Raw genomic sequence first — 21452 nt, 5'->3', positions numbered from 1 at the left:
TGGGGCGCGGTGACGAAGGGGGCCGCACGCGGCCCCTTTTTCGTCGCAGAGCATGAAGTTCCTCGACCAAGCCAAGATCTGGGTGAAGGCGGGCGATGGCGGAAATGGCTGCGTCGCCTTCCGGCGCGAGAAGTTCGTCGAGTTCGGCGGCCCCTGGGGCGGGGATGGCGGCAAGGGCGGGGATGTCATCGTCGAAGCCGTGCCGAACCTCAACACGCTGATCGACTACCGCTACGCCCAGCACTTCAAGGCAGAGCGCGGTGGCGACGGCGCTGGCCGGGACATGACCGGAGCGGATGGGCGGGATCTCGTGCTGAAGGTTCCCATCGGCACCGAGATCCTCGCCGAGGACAAGACCACTGTGATCGCCGACCTTGTCGAGCCAGGCCAGCGCGTCACCCTCTGCCGAGGCGGGCGCGGCGGCTTCGGCAACGCCCACTACAAGAGCTCCACCAACCGCGCCCCGCGCCGGGCCGACCCGGGCGCGCCGGGGGAGGAGCGCTGGGTCTGGCTCCGCCTCAAGCTGATCGCCGATGCCGGGATCGTCGGCCTGCCCAACGCCGGGAAATCGACCTTCCTCGCCGCCGTCTCCGCCGCCAAGCCGAAGATCGCGGACTATCCCTTCACCACGCTCACCCCGCAGCTTGGCGTCGTCCGGCTCGGGGACGATGCCGAGTTCGTGCTCGCCGACATCCCCGGTCTGATCGAGGGGGCGCACGAGGGCGCGGGGCTCGGTGACCGGTTCCTCGGCCATATCGAGCGTTGTGCGGTGCTGCTTCATCTCGTCGATGGCACGCGCTCGGCTGTGACGGAGGCCTATCGCACCGTCCGCGCCGAGCTCGAGGCCTATGGTGCCGGCCTTGCCGGCAAGCCCGAGGTCGTGGCGCTGAACAAGGCGGATGCGATCGAGCCGCGCGCTCTTGCGGCACGACGCGCCGCTCTCGCCCGCGCCGCCGGCAAGCACGTGCTCGTCCTCTCCGCGGCCACGGGCCAGGGCAAGGCGGAGGTGCTTCGCGCCCTGTGGTCCGCCATCGCCGCATCGCGCGGGGCGGAGGCGGCATGACGGCGCTTTTGGCGAAGCGTCTCGTCGTCAAGGTCGGCTCTGCCCTTTTGGTCGACGAGGCGGCGGGGCGCCCGCGAACCGACTGGCTCGCCGCCCTCGCCGAGGACATCGCCGCGCTCAGGCGCTCCGGCACGGAGGTGATCGCCGTCTCGTCGGGGGCGATCGCGCTCGGCCGGGTGCGGCTTCCCTCGCTTCCGCCCAAGCCCCGGATGCGGCTTGAGGAGAAGCAAGCCGCCGCCGCGGCCGGGCAGCTCTCGCTCGCCCGCGCCTGGGAGGAGGCGCTCGGCGCCCACGGTCTGCCGGCCGCCCAGATCCTGCTCACCCTCGACGACAGCGAGGAGCGCCGGCGCTACCTCAACGCCCGCGCCACGCTCGAGACCCTGCTCGCTCTCGGCGCGGTGCCGGTGATCAACGAGAACGACACGGTCGCGACCTCGGAGATACGCTTCGGCGACAATGACCGTCTCGCCGCCCGGGTTGCGGAGATGGTGGCGGCCGACCTGCTCGTCCTTCTCTCCGACATCGACGGGCTGTACACGGCCGACCCCCGGCGCGACATATCGGCACGGCACATCGCCGAGGTTGACGCCATAACGCCAGAGATCGAGGCGATGGCGGGAGATGCGGTCCCGGGCATGAGTTCGGGCGGGATGGTGACGAAGCTTGCGGCGGCGAAGATCGCCACCGGAGCGGGCTGCCGTATGGTGATCGCCCATGGCGGGGCGCTGCATGCGCTCGCTGCGGTGATGGAGGGGAGGTCGCGCCGGACGCTGTTCGCCGCCACCGCCGCGCCGCGCAGCGCCTGGAAGAGCTGGATCGCCGGCGCGCTCAAGCCGGCTGGGCGGCTCCTGATCGACGCCGGGGCGGCGAGGGCGCTGCGCTGCGGCCGGTCGCTCCTGCCTGCCGGCGTGTGCGGGGTGGAGGGAGAGTTCGCGCGTGGCGACTGTGTCGAGGTGGTGGCCGATGGTGTGGCGGTGGCGCGCGGGCTTGCCAACTACGCGGCCGAGGATGCGCGCCGCATCGCCGGCCGGCACAGCCGAGAGATCGAGCGCATCCTCGGCTTCGCCGGACGCGAGGAGATGATCCATCGTGACGACCTCGCGCTTCTGTAGCGGTCTGCCAGGGCGCCGCAGGCCGCGAGGCGGCGTTGGCCCGGGCAGCGATTAACCGCCTGCGAACAGGTCGAGGCGCAGGGTGACGGCCTCCGCTCGATCACGTGCCAGGGGGTGCGGATGACAGTGCGATGCGTCGCTCCGGCCCGGGGCCCTGCCCGATGAGGATCCTCTACAGCCACCGGATCCAGTCGCGCGACGGCCAGGCCGTGCATCTCGACAGCCTCGTCTCGGCCTTCCGGGCGCAGGGGCATGAGGTGCTGCTGGTCGGGCCGTCGGCCTATGCCAAGGCGGAGTTCGGCAGGAGCGGCTGGGTGTCGTGGCTGCGCCGAAGCCTGCCCGGGTTCGTCACCGAACTCCTCGAACTTGCCTATGCCGTTCCGGCCACGCTGCGGCTCGACAGGGCTGCGGCGGGCTTCCGGCCGGACGTGATCTATGAGCGCTACAACCTGTTTCACCTTGCCGGCGCCCTGGTGGCGCGGCGACGCGGTCTGCCGCTCCTGCTCGAGGTCAACGCTCCGCTCGTCGAGGAACGCTCGCGCTTCGGCGGCCTTGCGCTGAAGCCGCTCGCCCGCTGGGCCGAGCGCTTCGTCTGGCGCAGCGCGACCTGGGCGCTGCCGGTGACCGAGGTTCTGGCCGGCTATCTGCGTTCGGCCGGGGTTGAGCCGGACCGGATCCGAGTGATCCCCAACGGCATCGATCTCGAGGCCTTCACGGAAGCGCTTGCCGCGCGCCAGGCTCCGGCCGGCGCTCCCGAACTCGTGCTCGGCTTCGTCGGCTTCGTACGTGACTGGCACGGGCTTGATCGTGTGATCGAGGCGATCGCGGCGTATCCTGGCCCGGCACGGATCCTGCTCAAGGTGGTCGGGGAGGGGCCCGCGCGCCCCGGGCTCGAGGCGCTCGCGGCACGGCTCGGCATCGCCGACCGCGTCGTGTTCACGGGGCTTGCGCCGCGCGAGGCGATCCCCCAGCACGTCGCCGGCTTCGACATCGCGCTTCAGCCCGCTTCCGTCGCTTATGCCTCGCCGCTCAAGGTGTTCGAGTATATGGCCGCGGGACGCGCGATCGTCGCGCCGGATCAGCCGAACATCCGCGAGGTTCTGCGCGACGGTGAAACCGCGCTTCTGTTCGACCCGGCCGATCCGCAGACGATGTGGCGGGCGATCGCCCGGCTGATCGAGGATGCCGCGCTCCGCGCCCGCCTCGGCGCCGCTGCTCGGGCGGAAATCCTTGCCCGCGACCTTACCTGGAGCGGCAATGCCCGTCGTATCGTCGCGCTCGTGGAGGGAGCGGCCAGATGAGGCTCCGGCACCTCGCCCCGATGGTTGGTTCGCGCAGTCATTCCCTTCAAGCCATGGCTTCGCGCAGTGAAGCGACGGCTTAAGCCGGACAATGACACGGAGGCGAACCATGCCTTCGCCCTGAGCAACGGCCTGTCCCAGCTCGCGGCGCTGAACGAGGCTGGGATCGACGTGCACGGGAAGGTGGTGCTCGAGTTCGGCACCAGCTGGCACCCCATCATTCCGATGCTGTTCCACGCTGCGGGCGCCCGCAAGGTCATCCTCACCGATATCGACCGCTTGATGGACGAGCACACGATCGACATCGCAAAAGGGCGCATCCTTGCTCGCATCGACGACGTGGCATCGAGCCTCGGGCTGTCGCAGGAGAAGGTTCGCGCACGGCTCGACACCTTTGCGCCGGAGTATCTGGTGCCCTGGCATGCTGACCGTCATCCGGACGCCTCGGTCGACCTCGTCATCTCGCGCGCGACATTCGAACATGTGCCGGAGCACAGTCTCGCGTTCTTCCTGAGGGCCTTTCACAGGATCCTCAGGCCGGGCGGGGCGATGTGTCACCTGATCGACAATTCCGATCATTGGCAGCACACGGACCGCTCGCTGAGCCGCCTCGATTTCCTGCGCTACCGCGACGAGAGCCTCATCTGGCGCCTCGCCCAGCTCAACCCGCAGGCGTTCCAGAACCGCCTGCGGCACAGCGACTATCGCGCGATGTTCCTCGCAGCGGGGTTCGAGGTGGTGCACGAGTCGGGCGACCCCGATCCCCGCTGCCTCGAGGACCTCCGCGCGCTTCCCCTTGCACCGCGCTTTGCGGCCTACGCTCCGGAGGACCTCGCCATCCTCAGCTCCCTGTTCGTCTTGCGCAAACCGGCCGATGCTCCGGCTTGAACGCGCCCGCAGCCGCGATCATGCGATCCTGTTCCGCGGCCGGTTCATCTGCCACACAGCGTAATTGAGCATGCCCGCGAAGCTCACCCAGGCGAGATACGGGGCCATCAGCCAAGCCGAAGCGGCGCTGATCGGCGCGAAGAGGAGGATGCAGGCGGCGATCGAGAGCCACAACAGGACGAGCTCGCAGAAGGCGAGATCGAGCCGCCTGAGGCCGAAGAAGATCGGCGACCAGAGCGCATTCAGAACGAGCTGCAGGCCCCACACGGCAAGCGGGAGGGCCGCACCGACGAATCCGCGCTCGCGCCAGACGAGCCAGCCGGAGGTCGCGATCATCACGTAGAGCACCGCCCAGGCAGGCGGAAACAGCCAGTTCGGCGGCCGCCACCAGGGCTTGCGCAGCGACTCGTACCACGGCCCCGGCCGATAGACGGCCGCCGTGCTCGCAGCGAGGAAGCAGGCGAGCAGAAACCCTGCGAGCATGGCGATGGCGAGGGCGTCCATGCGCACACTTTAGCCGTTCGCGCACTCTGTGGCATGCCGTGTGCTTGTGCCGCCGAGGCCATGCTCATCAACGCTCCGGGAAGGACCGATGCACTGGCGCGAGATGGACCGCGAGACGCTCGACCGGGCCTACAACAACATGGGCGCGGTCGCCGACAGCCAGGAGTGGCTTGCCCGCTGGCGCGAGGCCTCAGGCGCTCGACGGGCGATGCCGGGAGCGGTGCTTGACCAGGCTTATGGCCCGCGCGAGCGAAACCGGATCGACCTCTTCCCCTCGGGTGCCGCCGACGCGCCGCTGCTCCTCTTCTTCCATGGCGGCTACTGGCAGCGGAACGCCAAGGAGGGCTTCGCCTGCATGGCCGACGGCCCGCTCGCGCATGGTATCGATGTCGCGCTAGCGGGCTACACGCTCTGCCCCGCCGCGACCATGACGGAGGTGGTGGCCGAGGCGCGCGCGGCCGTCTCCTGGATCATCGCCAAGGCGCGCCGGCTCGGCTTCCCGATGCGCAGGCTTGTGCTCGCGGGCTGGTCTGCCGGGGGGCATCTCGCCGCCTCCTGCCTCGACCTACCTGCGGTCGATGCCGCGCTTCTCGTCAGCGGCCTCTATGATCTCGCGCCGATCCAGGCAGGCGGTCTCAACGACGCGCTCCGGATGGACGTCGCGGAAGCGGAACGGCTGAGCCCGATCCGCCACATCGCTCCCTGCCGTGCACGCCTCGTCATCGCCTGGGGAGAAGAGGAGCTCCCGGAACTGCGCCGCCAGTCGGCCGATTTCGCTTCGGCCTGGAGAGCGGCAGGAAACGCCGCCGAGACCCTTCCCGTGCCCGGGGCGAACCACTTCTCGATCCTCGACGATCTGGTTCGCCCCGACGGTGTCCTGACGCGCGCGGTCCTCTCGCTCAGCGCCTAGGCGCGCGCCGCGGCGATCGCCGCCCACACGCGCGCGGGGCTTGCCGGCATGTCGAGGTGCTTCACGCCGAACCCGGAGAGCGCGTCAACCACGGCGTTGATCACCGCCGCCGGCGCGCCGATCGTTCCGACCTCGCCGCAGCCCTTCACCCCCATCGGCGTGTCGGTCGACGGCGTGGCATGAGTGTCGACGCGGTAGGCGGGAAGATCGTCGGCCCGCGGCATCGCATAGTCCTGGAACGATCCGGACAGGATCTGCCCCGTCGCGCGGTCATAGACGCAGTGCTCGAGCAGCGCCTGGCCCACACCCTGGGTGATGCCACCGTGGAGCTGGCCCGCGACGATCATCGGGTTGATCACCGTGCCGACGTCGTCCACCGCGGTGTAGGCGGCGAGCTCCACCTTGCCGGTCTCGGGATCGACCTCGACCTCGCAGACATGCGCGCCCGAGGGGAAGGAGAAGTTCACCGGGTCATGATAGGCCTGCTCCTCGAGCCCCGGGTCGAGCGACTCGAGCGGATAGTCATGCGGCACATAGGCCGCGAGCGCGATCTCGGCGAAGCTCTTCGCGCGGTCGGTTCCCGACACGCGGAACGTTCCGTTCGCAAACTCGATATCCTCGACCGCTGCCTCGAGCAGGTGCGCCGCGATCCGCTTGCCCTTGGCGATCACGCGGTCCAACCCTTTGGCGAGCGCGGCGCCGCCGACGACGAGCGAGCGCGAGCCGTAGGTTCCCATGCCGAACTGCACCCGGTCGGTGTCGCCGAACACGATGTCGATGTCCTCGAACCTCACGCCGAGCTTCTCGGCGACGATCTGGGCGAAGGTCGTCTCGTGCCCCTGGCCGTGATTGTGGGTGCCGATCAGGACGGTCACTTGCCCCGTTGGGTGCACGCGCACGGTGGCGCTCTCATAGAGCCCGCCGCGGGCGCCGAGGCTTCCTGCGATCCGCGATGGCGCAAGCCCGCATGCCTCGATATAGGTCGAAAGCCCGATCCCCCTGAGCTTCCCCTTCGCGGCAGACGCCGCCTTGCGCGCCGGGAAGCCGGCATAGTCGGCGGCTTCGAGCGCCTTCTCGAGGCAGCCCGCCGGGTCGCCGCTGTCGTAGCGCATCAGAACCGGCGTCTGATAGGGGAACGCCTCCTTCGGGATCATGTTCCGCCGCCGTATCGCGGCCTTGTCGATCCCCATCTCGGCGGCGGCGATCTCGACCAGGCGCTCGAGCACGAAGGTCGCCTCCGGCCGGCCCGCGCCGCGATAGGCATCGACGGGAACGGTGTTGGTGAACACCACCCGAACGCGGCAGTGGATCGCCGGGATCGTGTAGACGCCCGAAAGCAACGGGCCGTAGAGGTTGGTCGGGATGTTCGGGCCGAAGGTGGAGATGTAGCCGCCGAGATTGGCGATCGTATCGACCTTGAGGCCGAGGAACTTCCCGGAGGCGTCGAGCGCGAGCGCTGCCTCCGTCACGTGGTCGCGCCCGTGCGCGTCCGAGATGAACCCCTCCGTGCGTTCGCAGACCCACTTCACCGCGCGCCCGAGCCGGCGGGCGGCGAAGGTGACGACCGCCTCCTCGGCATAGTGGAACTGCTTCACACCGAAGCCGCCGCCGACATCGGGCGCAACGACGCGCAGCTTATGCTGCGGGATGTTGAGGACGAACAGGCCCATCAGCAGCCGAACGACATGCGGGAACTGGCTCGTGGTCCAGAGCGTGGTCCGGTCCGTTGCCGGGTCGTGCTCGGCGATCGCCGCCCGCGGCTCCATCGGGTTGCCGACCAGCCGGTTGTTGACGAGGCGGATGCGCGCGACGTGCGCTGCTGAGGCGAACGCTGCCTCGGTGACCGCGGCATCGCCGATCGACCAGTCGCAACAGAGATTGTTCGGAACGTCGTCGAACAGGAGCGGCGCGCCCGGCGCGAGCGCGCCTTCGAGGTCGATCACGGCCGGCAGCACATCGTAGGTCACGGCGATCGCCTCCGCCGCATCGCGCGCCTGAGCCGCCGTTTCGGCCACGACAAAGGCGACTGGATCGCCGACATGGCGGACCTTGCCTTGGGCGAGCGCCGGGTGCGGCGGCTCCTTCATGGGCGCGCCATCCGTTCCCTTGATGCCCCAGCCGCAGGGAAGCCCGCCCACGCCTGCAGCGGCGAGATCGGCCCCTGTCAGCACGAGCAGCACGCCCGGCATCGTTGCTGCGCGGGTCGTGTCGATGGCGAGGATCCGTGCGTGCGCGTGCGGGGCGCGCACGAAGACGCCCCAGGCCATCCCTGGGCGGACGAGGTCTGCGACATACGACCCTTTGCCGCGGAGGAAGCGCTGGTCCTCCTTGCGGCGCACCGACGCGCCGATCCCCTTGTCGCTCATGACATCGCCTCTCCCCATCGCTCCCGCTGTCTGTGCGGGAGCGTAGCAAGAACGGTGCCGTATCCCTGTCGGCACGGGCACTGCCCGGCGTATCGCCGCGCTCTGCCCAGACAGAGTGCAGTGCCTGCCTGTTCCTCAGGCTGTTGCACAGGAGCGGATGCATCGTCCTGTCGGGAACAAGCGCCACGCCTCCATGGCATGCGATTTGCTCCGCACACCCCTGGCTTGCGAACATGCGGCGCCCAGTCGGGGGCGCAAAGAGGGGAGAGTCTGCCATGCAACACCGCAGGTTTGTCGCGGGCGGTCGCCGCCTGCTGCTCGGCCTCCTTCCGGCGGCCACTCTTCTTGCCATTGCCCTGCCCGTTTCGGCACAGCGGGCGCAGCCCTGCATCGGCGCGTCCTGGGAGCTGACCGGCCCGCTCGCGCACACCGGCTTCTCGATCCGGATCGCGGTCGAAACGGCGCTCGAGGAGATCAACGCCGCGGGCGGCGTGCTCGGCCAGCAACTCCGCCTTGTTGCGTATGATGATGTCGGCGAGCCCGCGCGTGCGGTGGACAACGCCCGCCGCATTGGCGAGCGTGACAACTGCATCGTCATGATGGGCGGCTTCCGCACGCCGAACGCCATCGCCTTGCGCGACCCGCTTGCCGAGATGGAGCTTCCTTGGGTGGGCGTGATCTCCGCCGGCACGGCGGTGATCGAGCACCCGAACAACGCCAACAAGTGGATGTTCCGCGTCTCGATGAAGGACCGTTGGGTGGCGCCGTTCCTGGTCGAGCACGCGAAAGCACGCACCAAATCGGGCAAGATCGCGCTCGTCTACGAGGGCACGGCCTGGGGCCAGGGGGCTGTGCCGGATGTCGAGCGGGCGATGGCTGCCATCAATATGCCGCTCGTCGCCAAGGAGACCTTCAACATCGGCGACCAGGATATGTCGGCGCAGCTGATCCGCCTGCGCGACGCTGGCGTCGACACGATCATCCTCTATGCGGTTGACCGCGAGGCGACCAACCTCGTCCGCTCGATGGACCGGCTCGGCTATCGGCCGACGATCATCGCGGCTTGGGGGGTTGGCGTTCAGTTTGCGCGCACGGCAGGGCCGCTCGCCGAGGGTGTTCTCGTCGCCGGCACCTTCAGCTGGATGGGGGATCTGCCGCCGCGCGCTGCCGGCGTGCTGCAGCGGATGATGCAGAAGTTCCCGCAGATCACCTCGCCCGCCGACATCCCGCTCCCCTCCGGCACGGCGAACGCTTATGACGCGACCTACATCATTGCCGAGGCGATCAAGCTCGCCGGCCGGTTCGATCGCGACGCGTTCCGGCAGGCTCTGTATCGCGTGAACTATGACGGCATCGTGGCGAGCTACCGCCCCGCCTTCGAGCCGCGGCAGGAGCGTCATGATGCGATCCTGCCGCAGCACTACAAGCTGTTTGCCTTCCACAACGGGGCGATGCTTCCGGTGGAGCAGACGCCGTTCCGCCAGGCGGCGCGCTGACACGATGATGGGCGCCGGCTCCGGGCGGGGACGCGCCCGGGGCCGGCAGCGCCGGGAGAATTCGGGTGGAAGCGATCGTCCAGTATCTGCTGAGCGGGCTGTCCGCCGGCAGTGTCTACGGCCTCATCGCGCTCGGCTTCTATGTGATGTGGAGCGCGGCGAAGGCCGTGAACTTCACCTACGGCGAGATGTTCATGCTCGGCGGGGTGCTGACGGTCGTGCTCATGGAGTTCGGCCTGCCGCTGCCGGTTGCGGCGTTGGCGGCCATCGCGGCGGCTGCGCTGGCAGGGGCGGTGATCGAGCGCGCCTTCGTCCGCCCGTTCAATCGTGAGGCGAACGCGATCGGCTGGATGCTGACGACGATCGCCGTCGGCATCATGATCGAGTCCTCCACCACCGCCACTTACGGGCCGCTCGGCCGGCCTCTGCCGACACCGCTCGTCGAGCAGCCGCTTCGGATCGGCGGCTCGGGCATCTACCCGCAAGAGCTCCTGCTTCCGGTGGCGGCAGTTGCGGTGACGGCGGCACTCGAGTTCTTCTATCGTCGAACCGTTCTCGGCAGGGCGATGCGTGCGGTCTCCTTCAACCGTGTGGCTGCCGGCCTTGTTGGCATCGATGCCGATCGCATCACCCTGCTCGCCTTCGCGATCGCGGGAGGCCTCGGTGCCTTCGCGGGGTTCCTGATCGCTCCGGTGATCCAGGCGTCGTCCACCATGGGGGTGATCGTCGGGCTCAAGGGGTTCATGGTTGCCATCATCGCCGGGATCGCGAATGCGCGCGGCGTCGTGGTCGTCGGCATCCTCTACGGAGTGGTCGAGAAGCTGATCGAAGGCTATCTGTCGACGGCAGCGCGGGATGCGATCGGCTTCACCCTGATGATCCTTCTCCTCCTCCTGTTCCCGCAAGGGCTGTTCGGCCGGCCGGAGGTGAGGAAGGTGTGATGCGTCCGCGCCTCTCCGTCCTGCTTCTGGTTCTGCTCGTCGTCACCCTCGCCGCTTTCCCCTGGGTGGGCGACGTGATCGGCGAACGCTTCCCGACAAGCTACGAGCTTCGGCTTGTGATGCGGGGGATGATCCTCGCGATCGTCGCGATCGGGCTCAATATCCTTGTCGGTTATGCGGGCCTCGTCTCGCTCGGGCAGGCGGCGCTCTATGGTCTCGGCGCGCATGTCGCTGCGCTGCTTGCGCTTCGGGCCGGGTTTCCCTTCGCCGCGGCGCTGCTCTTCTCGGTGCTGATCCCCGCCGCTGTCGGCGCGATGCTCGCCTTCCCGACCGTGCGCGTGCGCGGCGTCTATCTCGCCGTCATCACGATCGCCTTCGGGCTCGTGTTCGTGAACGTGCTCAGGGAGTGGGTGAGCTTCACGGGCGGGGCCTCGGGGCTCGTCGGAATCCCGCGCCCGACCATCCTCGGCGAGCGGCTCGGCGCCACACGGGCGACCGGCTTCAACTACTACTACCTGATCCTCGTGTTCCTGCTCGCTGCGATCGGCGTTCAGGCGGCGCTCGTGAAGTCGCGCTATGGCCGGGCGATGCGCGCGGCGGCGCAGAGCGAGAACGCCGCCCGGGCGCTCGGGATCAACGTCGTCGGCATCCGCACGCTCGCCTTCGCCGTCTCGGCAGGGTTCGCGGGCCTCGGTGGCGCGCTCTTCGCCAATCTCGCCCTGTTCGTGAACTACGAGACCTTCACCTTCACCGCCTCGATCGAGCTTCTCCTGATGGTCATCCTGGGCGGGTCGGGAACGCTCGCCGGCCCGCTCGTCGGCACGTCGATCCTGTTCTCGGCCACGCAGTTCCTCCAGGGGCTCGGCGAGTGGCAGACCTTCGGCTATGGGCTGTTGCTCGCGCTCGTCCTGTTCGCCCTGCCGCGCGGCATCGTCGGGTCACTCGCGCGGCTGGCGCAGGGTCGCGCGTCGGGTGAGGCGACGCGCGAAACCGGCCCCTGGCCCAACTGGGTCGAGGGCATGGAGAGGGTGACGGCGCGTCACGAAGAGAGCGGGCAGTCGACGCTGATCACGCGCGGCCTCACTCTCCGTTTCGGCGGGCTGACGGCCGTGAACGCTGTGGACATCGATGTGCGGTCCCGCACGGTGCATGCGCTGATCGGGCCGAACGGCGCTGGCAAGTCGAGTCTGCTCAACGTCGTCTCCGGCTTCTACCGGGCGACATCGGGAGAGGTCAGTGTGTTCGGCGAGCGTGTGGGATCCCTCCCGCCGCATGTGCTTGCTTGCCGCGGCATCGCGCGCACCTTCCAGAACACCGAGCTGTTCGGGCAGATGACCGTTCTCGAGAACGTGCTTGTCGGCCAGCACGTGCATTTCCGGTCGGGCTTTCTCGAGACGGTGCTGCGCCTGCCGCGCTTTCGGCGCGAGGAGCGCGCCGCGCTCGAGGAGGCGCGTCGCCTGCTCGCCTTCGTCGGCCTTTCCGCCTTCGCCGACGAGGAGGCGCGCAACCTCCCCTTCGGCCATCAGCGCCGGCTCGAGATCGCCCGGGCGCTTGCGTTGCGGCCCAAGCTCCTTCTGCTCGACGAGCCGGCCGCAGGCCTGACGCATGGCGAGATCGAGGACCTCGTCGCCTTGATCCGCGGCCTCGCCGATCGCGGCATGACCATCGTCCTCGTCGAGCATCATGTGGAGATGATCATGGCCGTCTCCGACCGCGTCACCGTTCTCGACTACGGCGAGGTGATCGCCGACGGGCCGCCCGCCGCGATCCAGAACGACCCGCGCGTGATCGAGGCCTATTTCGGGCACGCCACGCTGCCTGGGCAGACGGTGCCGGCGTGAGACCCTGGCCGTGAGCGCCCCGATCCTCTCTCTCTCTGGCGTCCGCGTCGCCTATGGGCGGATCGAGGCGGTGCGCGGGGTCGACCTGACGGTGGGCGCGGGCGAGTTCGTCGGCGTGGTCGGCTCGAACGGCGCCGGCAAGACTTCGCTGATGCGCGCGATCGCGGGCGTCGTCCGTCCTGCAGGCGGAACCATCCGCTTCGACGGGGCGGACGTCACCGGCCGGAAATCGCACGAGATGGTCGCCCGCGGGCTTGCGATGGTGCCGGAAGGCAGGATGGTGTTCGCCGACCAGACGGTACGCGACAACCTCATCCTCGGCTCCTATACCCGGATCGGCCGCGATGACCCGGGAATCGCCGCCGACATGGACAAGGTGCTCGGCCTGTTTCCGCGCCTGGCCGAGCGGATCGACCAACTCGCCGGCACGCTGTCGGGTGGGGAGCAGCAGATGCTCGCGATCGCGCGCGGGCTGCTGTCGCGGCCGAAGCTTCTGGTGATCGACGAGCTCTCGCTCGGCCTTGCGCCGAAGATCCTCGATCTGCTTTTCCCGGTGCTGACGGCGCTGAACCGCGAGGGGCTCTCGATCCTGCTCGTCGAGCAGATGGCGAGCTATGCTCTCTCCGTCACCGCCCGCACCTATGTGATGGAGAACGGGCGCGTGATCCTCGAAGGGGCTTCCGCGCAGGTCGCCGCCGACCCGCGCGTCCTCGACGCCTATCTCGGCCGCCGCGACGCCGCCTGAGCGGCTCCGGGCGCGGCGTCACGCCGCGGGCGCGACCTGGGTTCGGACGAACTGCGCGCGCAGATGCTCGCCCGACGTCGTCGGCGGATATTTCGGCGCCTCGCCGGGCCGCACCGTTCTCGGAAGCGCGGCGACCGGCGCGTCATAGTTCGGATTGTGAAAGAAGATGAGCGAGAGGCGTCGGCTGATGGCCGCCTTCTCCTGTGGGGGATTGACCACGCGGTGGAGCGTCGCCTTCCAGGTGTCGTTGGTCCAGCGGGCCATCAGCTCGCCGATGTTGACGATGAAGCAGTCGGGCACGATCGGCACGTCGCGCCATTCGCCCTCGGTGTTCATCACCTGAAGACCGCCCGGCTTGTCCTTGGTGCGGAGGATGGTCAGCGACCCGTAGTCGCAGTGCGCCCCGGCCCTGAGCTGCCCCGGCTTCGGCGGCACCGTCGGCGCCGGATAGTTTCGCACGCGCAGCCTCGAGATGTGGCGATCGATCGTGTCGGCGAAGAAGTCCTCAGGCAGGTCGAGCGCCAGCGCGAACATCGCCATCAGCTCGGCGGCGAGGTCGCCAATGGCGCGGAAATAGGCCTTGTAGAGACCGCGCAGCTCGGCCGGGCGCTCGGGCTAGAGATTCGGGTGGACGTGCTTGCCCGCTGCCGGTCCGGTGAAGTAGTCGCCCGTGCCGACATCCACGGTCCCGATCATCAGGCTCTCGTTGAGGTCGCCCGGAACGTCGTCGCCCCAGCTTCGCCCCACGCTCTCCGCCTCGAGCGGGATATAGCCGCGCGCGATGTCCGGCGCGGGCCGGGCGACGCGGCGCTTTTCCTACTCCGGCAGGTCGAAGAAGGCCGCCGACACCGCCCGAACCTCGTCGACCAAGCCCGCGTCGATGCCGTGGCCGGTGATGACGAGGAAGCCGATGCCATCGACGGCGCGGCCGACCTCGGCGGCGACGCGCCGCTTCGCCGCCGCGTCCCCGGTCCGGAACGGTGCGATGTCGATCACCGGAACGTCACGGAGCATGCGCTGCCTCCCTCGCCTGCCTGAGAGCGGCGCGGGTGGCCCGCGTGGCGGCCTCGTCCACCGCGAGCGTCTCGTCCTCGATCGCGCCCATGAGGATCACGCCGTAGACGCGGGCGGCCTTCTCCCGGCTCTCCCATCCTTCGAGCACGTCATGCAAGACGCGCACGTCATGCAAGACGCGGGCCGGTTCCCGGTCGAGCGGGTCGCCATATCCGCCGCCCGAGCTGTCGCGGCCGCGCAGGCGCTCGCTCCGCCGCAGCGTCACCTGGATCACGTTCGGCAGGCGCGTTTCCCGGCCATCGGCGTCGATGAGCGACGTGCTGCCCGGTGTGCCGTCATGGCCTCCGGCCACGCCGCGCGGCGCGGCGTGCTGGCCGTCGCAGGAGATCACCGCCGTCACCTCTCCGGTGGTCGGCTCGAGCTCGATCCTCTACGCCGGCGCGCCGCGGCGTCGTCCGCCGCCGGCGCTGTCCTCGACGAGCGAGAGGGACCGGACGCGGATCGGATGCTTGAGCTCGTCCACCTCGACGCTGTCGCGATACATCAGCCCCGCGATCACCTCAATCGCGTAGTTCACCCAGCCGTCGGCCACCGGGCTCGCCGGCCCGCCATTGGTGGACAGCATCATGCGGTTGACGAAGGGGGCGCCGCCACGGCGGGCGTCCCGTCCCGAGATCACCGCCATGCCGGCGCCGCGCCCGGTTCCCCCCTCGGCGAGCCCGTGCCCGTCGCCGAGCTGCGCGAAGGCAGATTGGGTGATGTTGACGAGCCGTTCCGAGACGTTGGTCGTCGCCATCGAGCAGGAGTGCGGGAACTTCGGCGCCGCCACAACGCTGTCCTCGGCGTAGGCGAAGCTCAGTCGGCGGAAGCTCCCGGCATTGCGCGGGATGTCCGTCTCGAGCGCGTTGAAGATCGCGCCCACCACCGCCGAGGTGGCGGCACCGAGCGAGGTGTTGAGCCCGACATCGACGCAGGGAGGGTTGTCGGAGAGGTCGACATGGATCGTCGCCTCGTCCGGATCGATGTCGATCTTCACCGTCAGCTCGAGCCCGTCGGGCAGGATCCCCTCGAGCGGGTCGGACCGGCCGCGGTTGACGAGCCGCGCCTTGGGCAGACGGCGTATGTTGTCGATCATCCGACGCTCGGAGTAATCGAACCACTCCCGCACGAAGCGCTTCACCGTCGCCGTGCCGTACTTGCGGCAGAACTCCTCGAGCCGGCGCTCCGCCACGCGCGCCGAGCCGAGGCCCGCGAGGAAGTCGCCGTACCACTGGTCGGGCACGCGGATTCGCGCGCGGCACATCCGGACGATGTCGTCGATGGTGCGGACGTCGCGCTGGATCCGCACCGCTGGGAAGACGAGAGCGCCCTCGTGGTAGACATCCCTCGCCAGAACGAAATAGCTCGACGGGATCGAGTTGCCGATGTCTGCCATGTGGCATTTCGACACCGCAGTGAACAGGTGCTCGCCCTCGTGCAACACCGGCACCATGAAGGTGTGGTCGGCCGGGTGGGTGTTGCCTCGATAGGGATCGTTATCGAGATAGGCGTCGCCGCGCCGGAGGTCGCCCGCATGGTAGCGGCGCATATTCGCCGTCTGGATGTGGCAGCCGAAGATGTGCACCGGCAGGCCCTCGGCCGGGGCGAGCAGCTCGTCCTCGCCGGTGACGATGCAACAGGAGAAGTCCCGCGCCGAGGAGATCACGGCCGGACGCGCGGCGCGCAGCAGCGTGTTCGTCATCTCGCGCACGATGCCGTCGAGGCGGTTGGCCATCACCGACATCAGCATCGGGTCGAGCGTGTCCATGCCTCTCTCCTCACGCCGCGCAGTCGAGGATGTAGTTGCCGGCCGCCGAGAGCCGTGCGGCGAAGCCGGGCGGGATGACGATCGTCGTCGTCGGCTCCTCGATGATCGCCGGGCCCGCGATCTCCGCTCCCGGCTGCAGCATCCCGCCGCGGAAGATCGCGGTGTCGACCCGGCCGGTCTCGGCGACGTAGCAGGAGCGTCGCTCGGCCGGCTCTTGCTTGTGCCGCGTCGCCTCGAGCGAGGGCGGCGGGGGCGGCTCGAACGCGGTGATGGCAATCCGCCCCTTCCAGTTCACGAACTCGACGGGGCTTCCCTCGTCGCGCACGGCATAGACGCGCTCGTGCGTCCGGTGGAACGCCTCGGCAAGCGCCGCGACGTCGGCCGCGCCGTCGATCCGCCGCGCCGGCAGCCGTCTGTCGAGCTCCCAGACCTGAGCGCGATAGCGGGCCTCGACGAGGAGCTCGGTGCGGGCCGGGGCGCCCTCGGCGCCGCGAAGGCCGCGCCGGAACGCCTCGAGCTCGGCCTCGATCTCGCCGAGCACCGTGTTCACGCCCGCGATGTCGAAGGCCGTGGTGTCGGTGAAGCGGCTTCGCGTCGCCTCGTAGACGATGTCGCTCACCTGCATGCCGCAGGCGGAGAGGGCGGAGGCGAGCCGCGGCAGGATCACGGTGTCGCAGCCGAGCTCGCGCGCGATCAGCATGATGTTGAACCCGGCCGCGCCGCCGCCGGCGACGATCACGCTCTCGCGCGGGTTCAGCCCCTCATTGACCGTGATCTCGCCGATCGCCTTGATCATCAGCTCGTTGGCGATGGTCAGGATCGCCGCCGCCGTCTCGTCCAGGCCCTGGCCGAACTCGGCGGCGAGCCGGCCGATGACGCGCCGCGAGACCTCCGCGTCAAGCGGCAGGCGCCCGCCGTTGAAGAAGGCCGGGTCGATATAGCCGAGCACCATCGCGGCATCGGTCACGGTCGGCTCGGTGCCGCCGCGGCCATAGCAGGCCGGCCCCGGGGTCGATCCGGCCGAGTGAGGGCCGACGCGCAGCAGGCCCCCCGCATCGCGCCAGGCGATCGACCCGCCGCCCGCGCCGATCGACCGCACATCGACCGTCGAGGTGCCGATGATGTCGCCGAGCCAGCGCGGCCCGAGCCAGGAGTCGCGCGTATGAACGAGGCCGCCGTCGCGGACGAGGCCGACATCGAAGGTCGTTCCGCCGGTGTCGCAGACGATCACGTTGCCGCCCGTGCGCTCGGCGGCACTCACCCAGCGCCCGGCCACGGGCGCCATCGCCGGCCCCGACTTGAGCGTGTGGATCGGGCGCGCGATCAGCTCCTCGAGATGCTGGCAGCCGCCAGCGGAGGTCGAGACGAGCAGGTCGCCCGCGAACCCGGCGGCCGCGAGATCCTCGGCGAGGCCTCTGAGATGCCCCTGAATCAGCGGCGTCAGCGAGGCATCGATCGCGGTGGCCGAGGCGCGCCGGTACTCGCGCAGGATCGGCATGAGCTGGTGCGAGAGCGTATAGGGCACGCCCGGCATCAGCTCCTCGATCAGCGCGCCGAGGGCGAGCTCGTGCACGGGGTTGGCGATCGACCACAGCAGGCAGACCGGCGACCGCCTCGAAGCCACGCGCCTTGAGCGTCTCGACCACGCCGCGTGCCTGGGCAAGGTCGATCGGCCGCACGACCTCGCCGCCTGCCCCGATCCGCTCCGCGATCTCGAAGGTCCTGCGGCGCGGGATGTACGGGTCCGGGTAGTCGACGCTGTCGTCGTGCGTGCCATGCTTGCCGCCCTCCTTCAGCGTCAGCGTGTCGCGGAAGCCTTCGGTCGTGAGGAAGGCGGTGCGGGCGGTACGGCGCGTCACCACCGCGTTGGTCGCGCGCGTCGTGCCGTAGATCAGTATCGCGGCACGCCGAAGCAGCGTGCGCGACGAGAGGCCGAGCTCGCCGGCGACGATCTCGAGCGCCGCCGCCATGCCGTCGAAGATCCGCTCGTGCATGGTCAGTGCCTTGCCGATGTGCATCTGCCCATCGCCGTCGAGCACGACGACATCCGTGAAGGTTCCGCCCGTGTCGACGGAAATCCGGTAGGCCAGGACGGTCTCGCCCTCCTGCGCGAGGTGCACGCTGCCGCGCGCGGACCAAACGGCCTTGGGCGCCAGGCTCTTCACCGGCCCCGACCGCTCTGGCCCCAAGTTTGCAACGAAGGCTGCCGACCCGGGACCGCACGCAGCGTACCCGGGTTCGGAGGGAAGGGAATGCCCGGTCATAACGCGGAGCGGGGGCGCACGTCGCGTGCCGCATCCTCCTTGGGCGGCCTCGACGGCGCGGCCCGCGCACTGAAAACTTTCGCCGTCTCTGGCCAGCCTGCCGACCTTAGCCGCTGCGGCGCCGCCCTCCCGGTGCCGGCACCTCGGCATGCGCCGGCGGACCGGGCGTGACAGCCAGGGAGCGACACGGGAGAAGACGATGCCAAAGGAGATCCTCTGCGCCTTCAGCGTGCACTGCGATGCGGTCGCGGGATGGCTCGGCAGCTACATGGGCGAGGACAGCCCAGGCGACATCAGCCGCGGGGTGTTCGCGGCCGAGGTCGGCATGCCGCGCCTCTTGACGTTGTTCGAGCGTTTCGGCCTCAAGCAGTCCTTCTTCATCCCGGGCCATACGATCGAGAGCTTCCCCGAGGTGACCGACATGGTCGCCAAGGCCGGGCACGAGATCGGGCTGCACGGCTACAGCCACGAGAACCCGCTCGCGCTCACACGCGCGCAGGAGGAGGCGATCTTCGACAAGTGCATCGGCCTGATCGAGAAGCACTGGGGGCGCTGCCCTGTGGGCTATGTCGCGCCGTGGTGGGAGGTCAGCGCCACCTCGATCGAGATCCTCCTCGAACGGGGGATCGAGTACGACCACTCGCTGATGCACCACGACACCACCCCCTATTACGTCCGCACCGGCGATTCCTGGACGAAGATCGACTACTCCCAGCCCGCCGAGACCTGGATGAAGCCCTTCACCAAAGGCCGCGAGACCGACCTCGTCGAGATCCCCGCCTCCTGGTATCTCGACGACTTGCCGCCGATGATGTTCGTCAAGAAGTTCCCAAACTCGCACGGCTATGTGAGCCCGCGCGCGCTCGAGGAGATCTGGCGCGATCATTTCGACTTCGTCTATCGCGAGCACGACTATGCCGTGGTGCCGATGACGATCCACCCCGACGTGTCGGGCAGGCCGCAGGTGCTGTTGATGCTCGAGCGGCTGATCAGCCACATGCTGTCCCAGCCCGGCGTGCGGTTCGTCACGCTGGAGGAGATGGCGGCTGATTTCCGACGCCGCTTCCCGCGCAGGAAGGCGGCGAAGCCGTCGGCCAAGGCGAGAAGGGCGGCGTGAGGCGCGGCCGATGAGGCTCGTCGGCGTCGATGTCGGCGGCACCTTCACCGATCTCGTGCTCGCCGACACGGAGACGGGCGCGGTCATGATCCACAAGGTGTCGACCACGCCGGAGGATCCGTCGATCGGCGTGGTTGAGGGCGTGCTCGGGCTCTGCGCCCGCGCGGGCCTCCCGCCCTCGGCGATTGACCATGTGCTGCACGGCACGACGATCGCGACCAATGCCGCGCTCGAGCATCGCGGCGCCGAGTGCGGCCTGATCACCACGCGCGGCTACCGCGACATCCTGCACATTGGCCGCCACCAGAGGCCGCAGCACTATTCGATCAGACAACGAATCCCGTGGCAGGCGACGCCGCTCGTCAAGCGACGCCATCGCCATGTGGTGACCGAGCGCCTAATCCCGCCGAAGGGGGAGGTGCTCGTGCCGCTCGCCGAGGACGAGGTGCGCACGGCGGCGCGGGCGCTCAAGGCCGCCGGCATCAGCTCGATCGCCATCGGCTTCCTGTTCTCCTACCTCAACCCCGTGCACGAGCGGCGGGCGCGCGAGATCGTTCTCGAGGAGCACCCCGAGGCCTTCGTCACCCTCTCCTCAGATGTCGCGCCGCAGTTCCGCGAATTCGAGCGCTTCACCACCGCGGCGATGAACGCCTTCGTCGGGCCCAAGGTGCGCGACTACGTGGCCCGGCTCGAAGGCAGGCTCGCCGACGCCGGGCTTGCGGCCGATCTCCACATCATGGCCTCGAACGGCGGCGTGGTGACGACCGCGTCCGTGGCCGAACGCCCGGTGGTGACCATGCTCTCCGGCCCGGCAGCCGGGGTGCTCGGCGGCGCCTGGGCAGGCGGGCTCTCGGGGCGTCGCAACCTCATCACCTTCGATGTCGGCGGCACCTCGGCCGACATCGGTATCGTGACGGAGGGCGCGTTCTCGGAGGCCACCGCACGCGACACCTGGATCGCCGGCTTCCCGCTTCTGACGCCGATGATCGACATCCACACGATCGGCGCGGGCGGCGGCTCGATCGCACGCGTCGACGAGGGCGGTGCCTTCCGTGTCGGGCCGCAATCGGCCGGGGCGCGGCCAGGCCCCGCTGCCTATGGGCGCGGCGGCACTGCGCCGACGGTGACGGACGCGCATGTCGTTCTTGGCCGACTGATCCCCGAGAACTTCCTCGGCGGGGCGATGGCGCTCGATGTCGCGGCCGCCGAAGCCGTGATCGACGCGCTCGCGGCGGGCTTGGGGCTCTCGCGCGAGGCGGCGGCACTCGGGGTGCTGACCGTCGTGAACGCGAACATGGCGAACGCGATCCGCTCGCGAACGGTACAGAAGGGAATCGATCCGCGCGGCTATGCCCTGGTCGCCTTCGGCGGGGCGGGGCCGCTGCACGGGGCGGACGTGGCGCGCGAGCTCGGCATCCGCGAGGTGGTGGTGCCGCCGCACCCGGGCATCACCTCGGCGATGGGGCTACTGACCTCGGACCTGAAATACGACGCGCTGCGCACCGCGTTCCAGGCTTCGAACGGGCTCGATCTCGCCCGCATCGCCGACGACTTCGCCGGGATGGAGGCGGAGATCGCGTCGCGCCTCTCCGCCGACGGGATCGACCCGCGCGCGGCACGGCTCGAGCGGGCGGCCGACATGCGCTATGCCGGCCAGGGGTACGAACTCCGCGTGCCGGTCGAGCCGGGCACGGTGGACGGGGGCCTGATCGAGAGAGCGATCGCGCGCTTCCACGCCGCGCACCGCGCCGAGTATGGGCACGCCTTCCCCGAGGCGCTGGTCGAGATCGTGAACCTTCGCGTCGTCGGCATCGGTGAGCGGCCGAAACCATCGCCGCCGAAGCCGTTCCCCAGCCGGTCGCTCGGGGAAGCGATGGTGCGGATGACAGAGGCGGTCTTCGCCGTCGACGGCGCGCCTCAGCGGGTCGCGACGGCGGTGTTCGCGCGCGAACGCCTGCCGCTCGGCGAGCCGATCGCCGGGCCCGCGATCGTGGTGCAGACGGACACGACGACGGTCGTCCCGCCAGGGTGCACGCTGGTCGCCGATGCTGGCGGCAACCTTCTGATCACGCTCTGAGGGAGA

The 21452-nt window shown here is 69.5% G+C and carries 17 protein-coding genes and 2 pseudogenes; 11 read left to right on the top strand and 8 right to left on the bottom strand.

Annotation, left to right across the window (positions count from 1 at the left end):
- Positions 1-52 precede the first annotated feature (52 nt).
- The 4 genes from obgE to KO353_RS04165 all read left to right on the top strand — a co-directional run bounded on the left by obgE (position 53) and on the right by KO353_RS04165 (position 4364).
- A complete protein-coding gene (obgE, locus tag KO353_RS04180) occupies positions 53-1063 on the top strand; it encodes a GTPase ObgE (RefSeq protein WP_218286492.1) in 1011 nt (336 codons plus the stop codon).
- Positions 1060-2175 carry a glutamate 5-kinase gene (gene proB, locus KO353_RS04175; RefSeq protein ID WP_218286491.1) on the top strand — a complete coding sequence of 372 codons (1116 nt, stop codon included), beginning with the start codon at positions 1060-1062 and terminating at the stop codon, positions 2173-2175. Before obgE ends, proB begins: the two co-directional genes overlap by 4 nt.
- A gap of 161 nt (positions 2176-2336) precedes the next feature.
- Complete coding sequence (locus KO353_RS04170; RefSeq protein ID WP_218286490.1) at positions 2337-3476, top strand: glycosyltransferase family 4 protein; 1140 nt, start codon at positions 2337-2339, stop codon at positions 3474-3476.
- Between the two features lie 66 nt (positions 3477-3542).
- Positions 3543-4364, top strand: coding sequence for a class I SAM-dependent methyltransferase (locus KO353_RS04165; protein WP_218286489.1), 822 nt, complete (start codon positions 3543-3545; stop codon positions 4362-4364).
- 18 nt (positions 4365-4382) lie between these two features.
- Here KO353_RS04165 and KO353_RS04160 read toward each other — a convergent pair whose 3' ends face one another.
- Positions 4383-4868 carry a TspO/MBR family protein gene (locus KO353_RS04160; RefSeq protein WP_218286488.1) on the bottom strand — a complete coding sequence of 162 codons (486 nt, stop codon included), beginning with the start codon at positions 4866-4868 and terminating at the stop codon, positions 4383-4385.
- An 88-nt stretch (positions 4869-4956) separates the two neighbouring features.
- Between KO353_RS04160 and KO353_RS04155 the strand changes: the two genes are divergently transcribed.
- Entirely contained in the window at positions 4957-5778 is an 822-nt protein-coding gene (locus KO353_RS04155; RefSeq protein WP_218286487.1) for an alpha/beta hydrolase, read from the top strand.
- Here KO353_RS04155 and KO353_RS04150 read toward each other — a convergent pair.
- Positions 5775-8144 (bottom strand): xanthine dehydrogenase family protein molybdopterin-binding subunit, encoded by a 2370-nt coding sequence (locus KO353_RS04150; protein WP_218286486.1) that lies wholly within the window; start codon positions 8142-8144, stop codon positions 5775-5777. The two genes, KO353_RS04155 and KO353_RS04150, sit on opposite strands and share 4 nt — an antisense overlap.
- Positions 8145-8419: 275 nt before the next feature.
- On the opposite strand from KO353_RS04150, the gene KO353_RS04145 reads away from it, so the two are divergent.
- From KO353_RS04145 to KO353_RS04130, 4 genes are all read left to right on the top strand, one after another.
- Positions 8420-9640 (top strand): ABC transporter substrate-binding protein, encoded by a 1221-nt coding sequence (locus KO353_RS04145; protein ID WP_218286485.1) that lies wholly within the window; start codon positions 8420-8422, stop codon positions 9638-9640.
- Positions 9641-9705: 65 nt separating this feature from the next.
- Complete coding sequence (locus tag KO353_RS04140; protein ID WP_218286484.1) at positions 9706-10581, top strand: branched-chain amino acid ABC transporter permease; 876 nt, start codon at positions 9706-9708, stop codon at positions 10579-10581.
- Positions 10581-12422: a branched-chain amino acid ABC transporter ATP-binding protein/permease gene (locus KO353_RS04135; RefSeq protein ID WP_218286483.1), complete on the top strand. Its 1842-nt coding sequence runs from the start codon at positions 10581-10583 to the stop codon at positions 12420-12422. Before KO353_RS04140 ends, KO353_RS04135 begins: the two co-directional genes overlap by 1 nt.
- A gap of 10 nt (positions 12423-12432) precedes the next feature.
- Positions 12433-13167: an ABC transporter ATP-binding protein gene (locus tag KO353_RS04130; protein ID WP_235692021.1), complete on the top strand. Its 735-nt coding sequence runs from the start codon at positions 12433-12435 to the stop codon at positions 13165-13167.
- Between the two features lie 18 nt (positions 13168-13185).
- On the opposite strand, the gene KO353_RS04125 is transcribed toward KO353_RS04130, so the two are convergent.
- The 6 genes and pseudogenes from KO353_RS04125 to KO353_RS16995 all read right to left on the bottom strand — a co-directional run.
- Entirely contained in the window at positions 13186-13707 is a 522-nt protein-coding gene (locus KO353_RS04125; protein WP_218286482.1) for an isopenicillin N synthase family dioxygenase, read from the bottom strand.
- A 75-nt stretch (positions 13708-13782) separates the two neighbouring features.
- Entirely contained in the window at positions 13783-13914 is a 132-nt protein-coding gene (locus KO353_RS16655; protein WP_268906209.1) for a hypothetical protein, read from the bottom strand.
- A 69-nt stretch (positions 13915-13983) separates the two neighbouring features.
- Positions 13984-14181: a 2-oxoglutarate and iron-dependent oxygenase domain-containing protein gene (locus KO353_RS04120; protein ID WP_218286481.1), complete on the bottom strand. Its 198-nt coding sequence runs from the start codon at positions 14179-14181 to the stop codon at positions 13984-13986.
- Positions 14171-15964 (bottom strand): annotated as a pseudogene (locus KO353_RS04110) (hydantoinase B/oxoprolinase family protein). The gene KO353_RS04120 and the pseudogene KO353_RS04110 overlap by 11 nt, the downstream one beginning before the upstream one ends.
- A gap of 34 nt (positions 15965-15998) precedes the next feature.
- Entirely contained in the window at positions 15999-17561 is a 1563-nt protein-coding gene (locus KO353_RS04105; protein WP_218286478.1) for a hydantoinase/oxoprolinase family protein, read from the bottom strand.
- A 91-nt stretch (positions 17562-17652) separates the two neighbouring features.
- Positions 17653-18252, bottom strand: a pseudogene (locus tag KO353_RS16995) (hydantoinase/oxoprolinase N-terminal domain-containing protein); the annotation flags it as partial.
- A 199-nt stretch (positions 18253-18451) separates the two neighbouring features.
- On the opposite strand from KO353_RS16995, the gene KO353_RS04095 reads away from it, so the two are divergent.
- Together KO353_RS04095 and KO353_RS04090 are read left to right on the top strand one after the other, a co-directional pair.
- Positions 18452-19369, top strand: a complete 918-nt coding sequence (locus tag KO353_RS04095; protein ID WP_218286477.1) for a polysaccharide deacetylase family protein — start codon at positions 18452-18454, stop codon at positions 19367-19369.
- Positions 19370-19379: 10 nt separating this feature from the next.
- The gene (locus KO353_RS04090) at positions 19380-21446 is read left to right on the top strand and encodes a hydantoinase/oxoprolinase family protein (protein WP_218286476.1); all 2067 of its coding nucleotides are present in this window, start codon (positions 19380-19382) and stop codon (positions 21444-21446) included.
- The last annotated feature ends 6 nt before the right edge of the window (positions 21447-21452 follow it).

It is taken from the genome of Elioraea tepida, from assembly GCF_019203965.1.
In the GTDB taxonomy this organism is placed as follows: domain Bacteria; phylum Pseudomonadota; class Alphaproteobacteria; order Acetobacterales; family Acetobacteraceae; genus Elioraea_A; species Elioraea_A tepida.
The sequence above is the reverse complement of the archived record's forward strand: the minus strand, read 5'-3'. Positions and strand labels throughout refer to the sequence as shown.

What these genes read in the sequence shown, in the direction of transcription:
- KO353_RS04090 (WP_218286476.1), top strand. Translation starts at nt 19,380, where the DNA reads ATGAGGCTCGTCGGCGTCGATGTCGGCGGCACCTTCACCGATCTCGTG.
- KO353_RS04170 (WP_218286490.1), top strand. Translation starts at nt 2,337, where the DNA reads ATGAGGATCCTCTACAGCCACCGGATCCAGTCGCGCGACGGCCAGGCC.
- KO353_RS04160 (WP_218286488.1), bottom strand. Translation starts at nt 4,868, where the DNA reads ATGGACGCCCTCGCCATCGCCATGCTCGCAGGGTTTCTGCTCGCCTGC.
- KO353_RS04135 (WP_218286483.1), top strand. Translation starts at nt 10,581, where the DNA reads ATGCGTCCGCGCCTCTCCGTCCTGCTTCTGGTTCTGCTCGTCGTCACC.
- KO353_RS04150 (WP_218286486.1), bottom strand. Translation starts at nt 8,144, where the DNA reads ATGAGCGACAAGGGGATCGGCGCGTCGGTGCGCCGCAAGGAGGACCAG.
- KO353_RS04155 (WP_218286487.1), top strand. Translation starts at nt 4,957, where the DNA reads ATGCACTGGCGCGAGATGGACCGCGAGACGCTCGACCGGGCCTACAAC.
- KO353_RS04095 (WP_218286477.1), top strand. Translation starts at nt 18,452, where the DNA reads ATGCCAAAGGAGATCCTCTGCGCCTTCAGCGTGCACTGCGATGCGGTC.
- KO353_RS04145 (WP_218286485.1), top strand. Translation starts at nt 8,420, where the DNA reads ATGCAACACCGCAGGTTTGTCGCGGGCGGTCGCCGCCTGCTGCTCGGC.
- KO353_RS04120 (WP_218286481.1), bottom strand. Translation starts at nt 14,181, where the DNA reads ATGCTCCGTGACGTTCCGGTGATCGACATCGCACCGTTCCGGACCGGG.
- KO353_RS04125 (WP_218286482.1), bottom strand. Translation starts at nt 13,707, where the DNA reads ATGGCGATGTTCGCGCTGGCGCTCGACCTGCCTGAGGACTTCTTCGCC.
- obgE (WP_218286492.1), top strand. Translation starts at nt 53, where the DNA reads ATGAAGTTCCTCGACCAAGCCAAGATCTGGGTGAAGGCGGGCGATGGC.
- proB (WP_218286491.1), top strand. Translation starts at nt 1,060, where the DNA reads ATGACGGCGCTTTTGGCGAAGCGTCTCGTCGTCAAGGTCGGCTCTGCC.